This window comes from Bacteroidota bacterium (genome assembly GCA_036522515.1).
In the GTDB taxonomy this organism is placed as follows: domain Bacteria; phylum Bacteroidota; class Ignavibacteria; order UBA10030; family SZUA-254; genus VBOC01.
Genome location: DATDFQ010000022.1, coordinates 1 through 12084, shown reverse-complemented (window position 1 = coordinate 12084; position 12084 = coordinate 1). Strand labels below are relative to the sequence as shown.

At 58.3% G+C, this 12084-nt stretch carries 9 protein-coding genes and 1 tRNA gene; all 10 read right to left on the bottom strand.

Features of this window, described 5'->3' with window-relative positions; translation table 11 throughout:
- A partial coding sequence (locus tag VI215_03375) for a PAS domain S-box protein (GenBank protein ID HEY6191347.1) occupies positions 1-1332 on the bottom strand: 1332 nt, incomplete at its 3' end.
- Positions 1329-1715 (bottom strand): response regulator, encoded by a 387-nt coding sequence (locus VI215_03370; protein HEY6191346.1) that lies wholly within the window; start codon positions 1713-1715, stop codon positions 1329-1331. The genes VI215_03370 and VI215_03375, both read right to left, overlap by 4 nt.
- Positions 1712-2098, bottom strand: coding sequence for a response regulator (locus VI215_03365; GenBank protein HEY6191345.1), 387 nt, complete (start codon positions 2096-2098; stop codon positions 1712-1714). The genes VI215_03370 and VI215_03365 overlap by 4 nt, the downstream gene beginning before the upstream one ends.
- A 2-nt stretch (positions 2099-2100) precedes the next feature.
- Positions 2101-3975, bottom strand: a complete 1875-nt coding sequence (locus VI215_03360) for a PAS domain S-box protein (protein ID HEY6191344.1) — start codon at positions 3973-3975, stop codon at positions 2101-2103.
- A 58-nt stretch (positions 3976-4033) separates the two neighbouring features.
- A complete protein-coding gene (locus VI215_03355) occupies positions 4034-4702 on the bottom strand; it encodes a response regulator (protein HEY6191343.1) in 669 nt (222 codons plus the stop codon).
- A gap of 416 nt (positions 4703-5118) precedes the next feature.
- Positions 5119-5721, bottom strand: coding sequence for a response regulator (locus VI215_03350; GenBank protein HEY6191342.1), 603 nt, complete (start codon positions 5719-5721; stop codon positions 5119-5121).
- Positions 5718-9290, bottom strand: coding sequence for a response regulator (locus VI215_03345; GenBank protein ID HEY6191341.1), 3573 nt, complete (start codon positions 9288-9290; stop codon positions 5718-5720). Before VI215_03345 ends, VI215_03350 begins: the two co-directional genes overlap by 4 nt.
- Complete coding sequence (locus VI215_03340) at positions 9278-9913, bottom strand: RedB protein (protein ID HEY6191340.1); 636 nt, start codon at positions 9911-9913, stop codon at positions 9278-9280. Before VI215_03340 ends, VI215_03345 begins: the two co-directional genes overlap by 13 nt.
- A gap of 372 nt (positions 9914-10285) precedes the next feature.
- Positions 10286-10359: transfer RNA gene (locus tag VI215_03335), tRNA-Arg, on the bottom strand.
- A gap of 364 nt (positions 10360-10723) precedes the next feature.
- Positions 10724-12084: T9SS type A sorting domain-containing protein (locus VI215_03330; protein ID HEY6191339.1), on the bottom strand; the 1361-nt coding region annotated here is incomplete at its 5' end.

Sequence of the window (12084 nt, the reverse complement as noted above, 5' to 3'; positions counted from 1 at the left end):
CAAAATCGGCGAAAGGACGTTGTTGAGGTCATGCGCGATGCCTCCGGCGAGGGTGCCGATGCTCTCCATCCGCTGGTTGCGGAGAATCTGTTGCTCCAATTTTTTCTTCTCGGTCACATCCCGTGAAACCACGACCACCTTTGATACCGGTCCCTGCTTGTCGCGGATGGGGTTCCCATGCGACTCGATATAACGGATGTCCCCGTCTTTGGTGAGGAACCGGAATTCGGTACGCTGCCCCACTCCGGTCTTCACCGTTTCGTCGAATACCCGCCTGATTCTCGCACGGTCCTCCGGATGGATCTCATCGAAGGAGTCCGTTCCCCGCAGCGCCTCTGGCTCACCCAGGATATCCCTGTAGGACGGGCTGTTATAGAGTCGTTTTCCTTCCGGGTCGAGGACGGCGATGAGATCCGCGACGTTTTCGGAAATCAGCCGGAATTGCGCTTCGCTCTCGCGGAGGCTGGCTTCGCCCCGCTTGGTTTCGCTGAGATCCGTTCCTGAACTGACGAAGTGAGACACGTACCCTTTCTCGTCGAACAACGGGGAAATCGTCTGATGTTCGTAATACAATTCGCCGTTCTTCTTCTTATTGATGAATTCGGCGCGGAACGGCTTGCCGGAAAGAATGGTGCCCCAGAGCTTCTCGTAAAAGGCCCGGTCATGCTTGCCCGATTTGATGATCGAAGGGGTTTTCCCGATCGCAAAGTCTTTCGAGTACCCTGTCGCGCGCTCGAAAGCGGGATTGACATACTCGATCACTCCTTCTTTGTTCGTGATCACCACATGGTCCGCCGTCTGTTCGACCGCGCGGGAGAGTTTCTTGAGCTCTTCCGTCCTCCTCTGCAGCTCGTCGTTTCTCTCCTCGAGCTTGATCACGAGCGCGTCGGTGTATCCTTTCATCACATCGTCCGATTTCGCGAACTTGACGGTGCGCGGTTTTCGGAATCGCGGGTCGCGGAGGACCGCCTCGAGAGCCTGGAGCACCTCCGACGAGGAGAGCGGTTTCTTCAGGATCCTGTCGGCTCCCACCTCCAGCGCGAGCTTCTCATCGCCCGGAGACGTATAGGTTGCGGTCAGAAACAGGAAGGGGAGCGTGGAAAACTTCGGGTGCTTGCGCACCTCGTGGCAGAACCGGTACCCGTCCATGCGGGGCATCAGGACGTCGGAGATGATGGCGTCGATCTTGACGCCCTCAAGAACCCTGAGTGCTTCCTCCCCGTCCGGCGCCTCGGTGACGTGATAACCGCCGGCTTCAAGGATGGCCCTGAGCAGCTTTCGATTGGTGGGATTGTCGTCGGCAATGAGTATGTGTGATGCCGCGCCGGTCAAGGGTGTTTCCCGGGATGGTCCCGTTCCCGGCCCATCGCTTTGACCAATTTCGGCAGAGTCCTCGTATCGATCGGCTTCGTCACATACAGGTCGCATCCGGCCTCGAGAGCCTGCTGCCTGGGAAACCGGTCAGGGTAGGAGGTGACGGCGATAACGGGAATGTCGCAGGTTTCAGGACTTCCTTTGAGAAGGCGCGTTAGCGCGAGTCCATCGATGCTCGGCAGGGCCAGGTCCATCAGGATGATATCCGGCTTCTTTTCTTTCACCATTGCGAGCGCTTTCTCCGGGTCGTCGGCGTTGTCCACATGAAACCCCTCCGTCTCCAGGACAAGATGGACGAGCTTCATGCTGGTGGGGTCGTCTTCCACGATCAGCACGTTCATGCGGGGCTCCGCCTTTTTCCGGCGAGAAATTCCGACACCTGACCGCTAAACCTCCGCGTGTCGATCGGTTTTGAAATGTAGCCTTCGCAGCCGGCCTGAAATGCCTTCGCGTCGTCCCCTTTCATCGCGAATGCGGTGAGGGCGACGACCGGTATGGCTCTGGTCGTTTCATCGGCCTTGAGCATCCGGGTGAACGTGAGGCCGTCGGTACCCGGTAATTCGATGTCCATAAGAATCAGATCGATTCGATTCGTCCGGAGGGCCTCGCGCGCCTCCTCCGCATCGGCCGCCCTGCTCACGTCGTATCCGTCCATTTCGAGGATGTCGCAGGCGAGTTTGAGGTTGGTCGGATTGTCGTCGACGACGAGGATTCGGTGGGCCATTTTCAGTCGGCCCCGTTATAGTTTCTCGGGAAGGTCACGGTAAATGTCGACCCCACTCCCGGCTCGCTCTGAACGTCAATCGTTCCCTTCAGGAGCTCGACGATGCGTTTGGTAAGTGCAAGTCCGAGGCCCGTCCCCTGAAACTGTCTGTCGGAACCGGCGTCGAGTTGCTGAAACTCGATGAAGAGTTTGTTCAGGTCATCCTTTCTGATCCCGATCCCGGTATCGCAGACGCGTATCCGGGCCGTCCTGGCATCCAGGGCCGATGCGATGACTTGAATCCTTCCTCCTTCGTTCGTGAATTTCACCGCGTTTGAAAGAAGATTGTAGAGAATCTGCTTCAGTTTCTGCTGGTCCAGCGTAATGTTGTCGAGCCGGTCCCCGATCTCCACCTCGAGCGTGAGGCGTTTCTCCTTGATCATCGGGCGAACGACAGAAGTCACCTCGCTGATGACGGTTCGGAGCGGGAACGTTTCGATGACCAGCTCCATCTTTCCCGCCTCCACCTTGGCGAGATCGAGCACGTCGTTGATGAGCTGAAGCAAATGCCTTCCGCTGTTGAGGACATCGTTGAGGTACTCCTTCTGTTTTGCGTTCACGGGGCCCGGTTTCTCGTCGATCAGGAATTCGGAGAAACCGATGATGCCGTTGAGGGGGGTTCGCAGCTCGTGGGACATGTTGGCAAGGAATTCGCTCTTGAGCCTTGTCGCCTCCTGGATATGCCTGTTTTGCTCCTCCAGTTCGGCCCGCCGCCGCGCCTCTTCCAGTTTTCGTTCGGAGATGTCGCGGATGGAGCTCGACACCAGAATCCCTTCCGACGTTTCCAGAGGGCTCAGGCTGATCTCGACCGGAAACTCCGTCCCGTCCCTTCGCAACCCGTACAGGTCGAAACCGGCCCCCATCCCGCGAACCTTCGGGTCGTGAAAGAAGCCCGTACGGTGATGGATGTGTTTTCCGCCGAACCGTTTCGGGACCAGGATTTCCACGTTCTGTCCAAGGAGCTCGCGCCGTTGGTACCCGAACAGCTTTTCCGTCTGGGAGTTGACGAGCACAATTTTCCCCGAGGGATCGACGATGACCACCGCATCCGGGGCAGATTCGAGCAACCCACGGAACTTGGCCTCGGCCTTCATTCGCTCGCCGAGGTCCCGTATGGCGCTGAGGACCAGCGTATCCTCCTCGATTTGAAGGGGACTCAGGCTTATTTCCACGGGAAACTCGGTGCCGTCCTTCCGGCGCCCGAAGAGCTCGAGTCCGACCCCCATGGAGCGGGATTTTGGCGCGGAGAAGTACTGGGCGCGGTGCCCGACATGAGTCGGGTGAAATCGTTCCGGGAGAAGTACCTCGACCGGTTTTCCGAGCAATTCCTCCCGTGTGTAGCCGAACATCCTGAGCGCCTGCTCGTTGACAAGAACGATGCGTCCGGTCTTGTTGGCAAGGATGATCGAATCGGGCATCGACTCCAGAAGGCCCTTGAAGCGCGACTCGAATGCCTTTGCGTCGCGGAGGGCCTTGAGTTGCGTGATGTCCTTCTTGGCGACCGCAATGAACGCTACATTCCCCTCTTCGTCGCGCACCACCCTCTTCGAGACGTCGACAAAGACGAGAGAGCCATCTTTCCTTTTCCGGTCGGATTCATACGCGAGGTATCCCGTTCGCAGGACGTCCTGAAGGGCCGCGGTGGTCTCTTTTTTGTATTCTTCGGGAACGATCAGTTCGAGAATCGATTTTCCCAGCGCCTCCGCGCTGGTATAACCGAAAATAGACTGGGCGCCATGGTTCCAGAAGAGGACTTCACCTTCGGGTGACAGAGCGATGAGCGCATCGGGCGAGTTCTGGACCAGCAACTCTGCGAACGCCTTCTCCCTAATCTTCACGGTAGCCCGCCCTCCTCAGTGCGGGTCTATCAACTAACAGTGCTTATCTGCATGCACCTCAGGCGGTGAGCATCCACCGAAAGCCGAGTTTCGGCATGACGGTGCTGAATTCCACAAAGTCGACAGGCTTATTGATATATGCCGTTATTCCCAGCTTAAGACATTCTTTGAGATCCTGATCGGAGCGAGACGAGGTCAGGATCACGACCGGAATCGATTCGATCGCCGGTGTCGCCCGGATCCGCCGCAGTACCTCCAGTCCCCCGAGGCCCGGTAACTTCAAGTCGAGCAGGATGAGCTCGGGCCTCGCGGAAACCCCCTGGGCGGAGTTCTTCGAACGGCCCGAGAGGAAATCCAACCCTTCTTCTCCACTCCCCACCACGAAGAGACGGTTGGACACACCGTGTTTTTCCAGCGCATACCTGGTCAGTTCTGCGTGTTTGGGGTTATCTTCGACGAGCAGAATGTTCACCGCCGGAGAGCCGCCGCGACCCTCGGGCGATCCGGGGACGCGAGCGCGGCCGCCCCGGCCGGCTGCTGGTTTCTCAATCTCGGCAAAGATCCGTGTGAGCGGGACATCCAGGGCACGCGAAAGCTTGGAAATGCTTTGGATCGTAATATTCCGGGCGCCCCGCTCAATGTCAGTTATATAGGTTCGGTGCAAACCGGAACGATGAGCCAGCTCCTCCTGGGAAAAGCCGCGATGCTGTCTCTCGCGTTTTACCACGGAGCCGATCCTGGACAGGGTATCCCTAAGGGTCGATTCGATCAATGAGGGCACGGCACGTAATTAATCGTTTTGGCGCGACATACGCTACAGACTAGGAGTGACAATCGGCGGCCGCGCACCTTGAGGTGATTGCACCCGGGAAATGCCCTTTTTTGAATTACCTTGACTACCGGACGAGGAATGGAGAGGGATGGTTCTCGGAGTGAGGGAGCCGCGTGATAACCGGGATCGGAGGGTATGAAATAACTCGGGGAGGGAATACTCCCCTGAGATCGAGTACAGATCATCAACATCTTCTCCCGTCCGTTCGGTAGACATCCTCCCGCTCCTGAACACCACCGCCTCCCTGGTGTAAAGAGCCCGAATCATTCAATAAGGGTACGTCCGGAATTTACAAGAATATCAGCAGAATGTCAACGCGACTTTCGGTTACCGGGGGGATGTGCCACATTATTTCTTTTTAACCGTTCCAACTCTGGCTTGAGATGAAGCTCGATACAATCCGGGCAGACTCCGTGCGAAAAGGTCGCTTCCGTCCGCTTGCTGATATAGCCTTCGATCTGCTCCCAGCAATCATGATCGTCGCGAATCTTCTTGCAATAACCGCAAATGGGGAGGAGGCCCTGCAATTGTCTTACCTCAGATTGGAGATCGGTGATCCGTCCCGCGACCTTCAGGCAGGCCGTCAGCTCATCCATGTCGACCGGCTTGGTAAGGAAGTCGTCCGCGCCGGCTTCCATGCCTTCGAGATAATGTTTCTTTCCGGACCGGGCCGTCAGCATGATGATATAGGTATACTGCTCCCGGTCCTGCGACCGGATCCGCCTGCAGAGCTCGAGCCCGTCGAGTTCGGGCATCATCCAATCGGTAATGACGAGCCGGGGTCGTTCCCGGACGAACGCCTGCCACGCGTCTTCCCCGTCCTCCGCCGGAATCGCCTCATGACCGAGCTTCTTCAGCTTGGTGAGGAGCACGATCCGGGATATTTCATCGTCTTCGGCGACAAGCACTCTCATCGATTAAGCCTTTCCTTGTGATAAAAGCGGGCCTCGAGCAGCCCCGCCGTGTCGAGATACGCCTGCTCAAGTTCCGCAATGATGTGTCCTCTTCCGTTTTGTTCTCCGGACGTGTCGCAATCCTCGAGGCGCTGACAGAGCCGGACCATCTCCGTGAGCCCGAGCTGATGGCACGTTCCTTTCAACAGGTGCGCGGTATCCCGGACGTCCCGAAGCTCGAGCTCCCCGAGCGCCCTTCGGATGTGTCGAATCCGCAGGGGCGTCTCTTTCAAAAACAAATTGAGCATCTCCCCGACAAAGTCCGCGCCCTCTTCATCCCCGAGCCGGCTTAACTCATTCAGTACTGAATCGTCCACAAAGACCCGGGGCTCTTCCAATGACGGGTCGCCCGCATCATGAACCCGGGGGGCAGCCGGCCACCGGTCGAGCGCGGCGGCGAAATCGGACTGCTTGACCGGCTTGGAGATATAATCATCCATTCCGGCGGCTATACACCGCTCCCTGTCGCCCCTGAGCGCGTTTGCGGTCATTGCGATGATGGCCGTATGCCTCCCCGGCCCGTCTACCCTCCGGATTCGTGCGGTCGCCTCGAATCCATCCATCACCGGCATTTGGCAATCCATAAAGATGACGTCATAGGGGCAAGCTGACATTGCCGTGACGACCTCGGCGCCATTCGCGGCGAGATCAGCCCGGTGTCCGAGCTTCTCCAGCATTCGGACTGCCACCTTCTGATTGACCACGTTATCCTCTGCGACGAGGATTCGGATTTTCCTTCCGCCGGAGAGAGCCGGTATCGGAACAGCCGCTTCGCCGGGTTGAGCCGCCGCCGGGCTTGCGCCGTCCGCGGCACCATCTTCTTCGCTCGCCGGCAACCTGTCGGCCATGACGCTGACGATACAATCGAACAGTTGCGATTGCCTGATCGGCTTTGCGAGGCCTGCGCTGAACTCTCCCTCTTTCAGCACACTGGAGTGCTGGTTTCCCATTGAGGTCAGGAGGATGAGCCGCGTCCCTGCCAGGGCCGGATCCGCCTTTATTCTCCGGGCAAGTTCGATCCCGTCCATATTCGGCATTTGCATGTCGAGCACCGCCAGATCGTATGCAAGCCCCTCCTGAGCCGCGCGCCGCAGCATCTCGAGAGCCCTCGCGCCATTTTCAGCCGCGCCGAGGCTCAGACCCCACGATGCGATATAGTGATGCGCGATCGTTCGATTCGTCTTGCTGTCATCGACGATCAGACATCGCACCCCCAAAAGACCCTTGTAAGACCTGCGGGCGAGGGATCGTGGAGGTTGTTTTTCAAATGTGGCTGTCCACCAGAACGTGCTGCCCTTCCCCTGCACGCTGTCAACGTCGATCGCGCCGCCCATCATGTGCACGAGCTGCTTGCAGATTGCGAGGCCGAGACCCGTGCCTCCATACTTGCGGGTCGTCGATCCGTCCGCCTGCGAGAAGGAATGGAACAGCCGCTTCTTTGCCTCGTCAGAGATGCCGATACCGGTATCGGAGACTGTGAATCGCACCTCTACCGCGTCGGCCGTCTCGTTCTCCACCATCGCTCCGACGGTGATCTCCCCGTCTTCCGTAAATTTTATGGCGTTGCCCACAAGGTTCGTCAATACCTGCCGGACCCGCCCCGGATCGCCCCGAAGCGCGCGCAGCACTTCGCGGTCGAGCAGGCAGGCGAGCTCCAGGCCCTTCTCCTGCGCCCGGAGCGCAAGGAGCTCCACGGTGCTTTCCACGACCGAGATCAGATCGAAGTCGATGACTTCCAGAGAGAGCTTGCCCGCCTCGATTTTGGAGAAGTCGAGGATGTCGTTCACAACTGTCAGCAGCGCATCCCCCGACCGGCGGACAATCTCGGCAAATTCACGCTGCTCGCCCGAAAGGTCCGTGTCGAGGAGGAGGCTGGTCATGCCGATGATGCCGTTCATCGGCGTCCGGATCTCGTGGCTCATATTTGCAACGAACTCCGATTTGAGCCTCGAGGCCTCGAGCGCGGTTTCGCGCGCGGCGATCAGCTCCGCGGCCTGCGTTTGCAGCAGCCGGGCTTGTGCCTCGGCTCTGGCCTTGGCCAGGTGGAGGTGCTTGTTCGCGCCCGCCAGGGCTTCCGATTGCCTGAGAGCCAGCTCCTCGGCATGCCTGCGCTCGGTGATGTCGCGGACGATGGAGATTCCATACGCCCGGTCGAGTTTCGCGTATTTCAGGTTGACTTCCACCGGGAAGGTCGTTCCGTCCTTTCTCCGTAGTTCCGACTCGAACAGGGCGAAGCCGTAGTCGCGCAACTGCTCGTCCACCCGGGCCCTGAATGCGGCATCGACCGCGGGCGCTATATCGGGCACCTTCAGGGAAAGGAGCTCCTCGCGCGTGTAACCGAGGCTCTTGCACGCCTTGTCGTTCACATCGAGATATTGCAGTGTTTCGGCATCCACGACTTCGATCGCATCGTTCGTCTGGTCGATCAAGGTCCGGAACAGGGTCAGCGACGATTCTGCCTTCTTCCGCTCCGTGATATCCGTAAGCGTTCCCTCGAATCGAAGGAGAGAGCCGTCGTCCCGGCGGACCGCCCGTGCGTTCACTAAAACGAGCACTTCCTCACGGTTTCTTTTCAGGAGTCGTGCTTCGAAGCCCCGGACCTCCCCGAGTTCAAGGAGCATCGCGACCATCGATTGCCTGTCCGAGGGGTGCGCGTACATATCCCGGCCGATGTTGACCCCGAGAATTTCCTCCTCGTTCCGATATCCGAACATGGTCGCAAACGCGGGGTTCACCGTAATGAATTGTCCCTCGGGAGTACTCTGAAATACGCCTTCCCTGACATTCTCGAACAATGAACGGAACTTTGCTTCGGAAGACCGTATCGCTTCTCCGGCGACTGTGAGTTCCGCGGTTCTCTCTTCGACTTTTCGTTCGACGTTCGCGTTGAGAAGCTCCAGGCTCGCCTGCCTGTCGGCGACGGTGTACATGTCTCTCAGGCTCTGGCGGATGGAGATGAAGAGAAACGCATCCTCGAAGACGACCCACCCCGCATGCTCGAATGCCCGCCACAGGGGCGCGGAGAGGACGCCATACACCGACAGAGGAAAATAAACCCCGCGCAGAATGTGGTCGGCGGCCACCACAAGCGATGCCGTAATCAGGACCCGTCTGTCCCTGTAAAACGCGATGAAGGCGAGTGAACCGAAGACATGGAAGTGTGTCTCGATGCGCCCTCCCGTGAGATGGATCAGGAGAGCCGACCAGAGCATCTGAGTCACCGCGATCGTATGGCGGGTCGATTCCGCTCCCGGCCTTCTCAGGGCAAGAAGGATCGGAGGAACCGACAGCACTCCGCCCAAAAAGATGGCGGCCAGGACATGGGGATGGATCGATGAATACTCTCCCGCCCAACTTCGGGGGGAAATCCAGAGCGCGGCTGCGATTCCGCCGATCCACTGCAAGAGCATCAAATAGACAAATAACCGGTCGGTGCGGACATAGATTTCGGTTTGCTGACCGAGGAATATTTCCTTCGTCCGGCTCGACCCGGCGCTCACCGGATCCGTGACGCGCCTTATCTTGCGCATGAGACCATCCCGCCGGAGCATGCCGTGTCCGCGTTGCCGAGCGGACAGCCGAACACCGGAGTCTGGATCTGCACGGAGGTTGAGCCGTTCAATAACATGACCAGCGCGTCCCGGCCGGCGTTGTCCCCGGAGTGACCTCTCGATGCCGTGATCCCGCCGCTAAAAAGAAGATCTCCCGACGCGCTATACAGGACCACGTAACCGGAGGTCGTGGCATTAAATCGGCCGGCCTCGACCCCGTTGCTGTCGGATCTGACCGTCACGCCCGGAATCGCGGAGGCGTTGTCCCACAGGTCTGAACGGGCCCACTCCTCGGAACAGTTGGCGGGTCTTAGGAATTCGACGTGCGCGTCGAACTTTCCCGGGCACATCGCAACAAGCCGCGCGAGCTCCCCCAGACTCGCCCGCGTGCAGGGACACTTGGGATGGGCGAACATGATGAGAGTGGGCCGTTGGTGCACGGAATGGATTTGCGATTCGGCGGGCCATCTTCCCGGAGAAACCTCGACGGGGCCCGCCGTGTATGAATAGGTGAGGAGCTTGCCGAATCCGATCCAGAGCGTGAGCAGCCACACGACGCCCGATAGGGTGAGAATCCATGCGGTTTGGCGCTTGTTACTCAAACTATGATTCTCCCGTTCTGAGACCTGAATACTCTTGCGCATATCCGGCACCCTTCAAATTGAACATACCTTTCCAGCACGATTCACCAGAATATGCTTCAACCAATGTGCCAGGATAAGAGAGAGGACCGCCCGTTGGCCTAAGTTATTGGCCCGGTTAAGGTTCGGCTTCACATGTGAGGGACATTCTTGTGGAAGGGCAGGGAGGAAACGTTCCAAGTTGGAACACTGTATGAAATCCGAACGCTCCGAGGAGCGACCATCACGGGGAATGTTTAGTTTGAACGGCTGGGGAGGGTTAAGAGAAGGGGTGGAACGGTCTGCAATGAGGCAGGCGGCTATTCAGGGAGGGGTCAAAACTGTGCACCGAAGTGCGCCAGGAGGGATTTGAACCCCCAACCCTCAGCTCCGTAGGCTGATGCTCTATCCAATTGAGCTACTGGCGCATGAAGAAAAAGCGATTCCGGATGGTACGAGCGGTTTGGTTGAAACGAACGCTCTCAATAATAAGAAAATCCCCCCAATGTTCCAATAGAAGAGCAGTGCCTCACTTTCCCCTTATTTGTCATCCTGAGGGAGCGTAGCGACCGAAGGATCTCGTCTGTCGTCCGAACGAACGGAGCCTAAAGGCTGCGGCTACCGACTCCGCCCGAGGCATCGGTAGGCGCAACCTTCAGGTTGCGTCTGAGCGCAGCGAAGGATCTCTTTTGCCGTCCAAAAAAACGCAGCCCAAAGGCTGCGGCTACCAAGCCCGGGGCATCGGTAGCCACAACCTTCAGATCGCGAATCGGGAGGGCATCGAAATTCAGGCTATTTCAACAGGATCATCTTTCGAATACTGACGAACGGCGCTTTTCTCGCCCCATCTTTGGTCACATCTTCCGCCGCAAGATGGTAGAAATAGGTTCCTGAGGCGACATGCGATCCGTCAAAACCGATTTCCTGTACGCCCGCGTTCATCAGCTCGCGATCGATCAGCATTGCGACCTGCTGGCCGAGCGCATTATACACCGCTAACGTTACAATGGATTGTCTGGGCACGTCGAACTGGATTCTCGTCACAGGGTTGAAGGGATTTGGGTAATTCTGATCCAGCGCATATTCCTTCGGGATGTGATTCTTGCCGTTCAGAACCGAAGCGATCGCTCCGTCCGACGTTCTGAACATGAATGTGTCGGCGGCTGCAACGGTGTCATACCCGTCCGTCACCTTCACACTCCACGTATAGATCGTGTGCGGCGACAGCGTTCCCATCAGCCCTGAAAGGGAAAGTGTCGTGTCGCCTTTCACGGTCGGGTCATCGCCCGCCGGAGTTCCCGCCAGGTGAAGAATATATGTCAGCGTGTCGCTGATGTCGAGATCTGCGGAGCGGTTCCAGCCAAATGCGATCGGGACAGGCGTAGATTTCAACACAATCGTGTCGCCGGTTGCGGGCGCAAGAAGATGGAATGAGCCCGGGATATGGTTGAGCACGGTGAATGAGAGCCCCTGGGACGTCCCGCCGCCGGGCGGATTGTTTGTCACCGTGAACGTTCTCGTTCCCGGGATCGCCGCCGCGCTGGCCGTGATCGTGGCCAGGAGCGTGTCGCTCCCATGTACCGCGAGAGTATCGACTGCAATTCCCGCGCCACAGTTCAGGCGGGTCCAGCCGTTCATAAAATTCATGCCGGTCACAGTGATATTGATTGTCTCACCCCGGTATGCCGATGAAGCGGATATGCTCGTCAGCTCGGGGGCAAGATGTGTCCCGAAACTCGCGGTTATTGAGTGATTCGAAGTTACGTTGGTGAACGTATAGCTCGTCTGCGCACCCGCGTTGACCGAGTCTACCGCCAAATCTACAATGTAGTATCCCGGATCAGGCGTGATGGTGAACGTCTGGCTTGCGCCATAGTTGAGGGGTACCGCGCCGCTCGGGCTGATCGAGCCGTTCGCGCCGGCTGAGGCGGTGACGGTAAATTGATCGATGGCGAATATAGCCCGGATGGTATGGTTCGCCGTGATGTTGGTGAACGCGAATGCCGGGATGGTCCCCTGACTCACACCGTCGACCAGCACGCTCTGGATGTGATAACCGGCGTCCGGCGTCATCGTGAAGCCGAGATTATCTCCCGCGTTTGCGCTGATCGGTCCCGCCGGAGCAATCGCACCGTGCAGGCCGGATGTCGCGG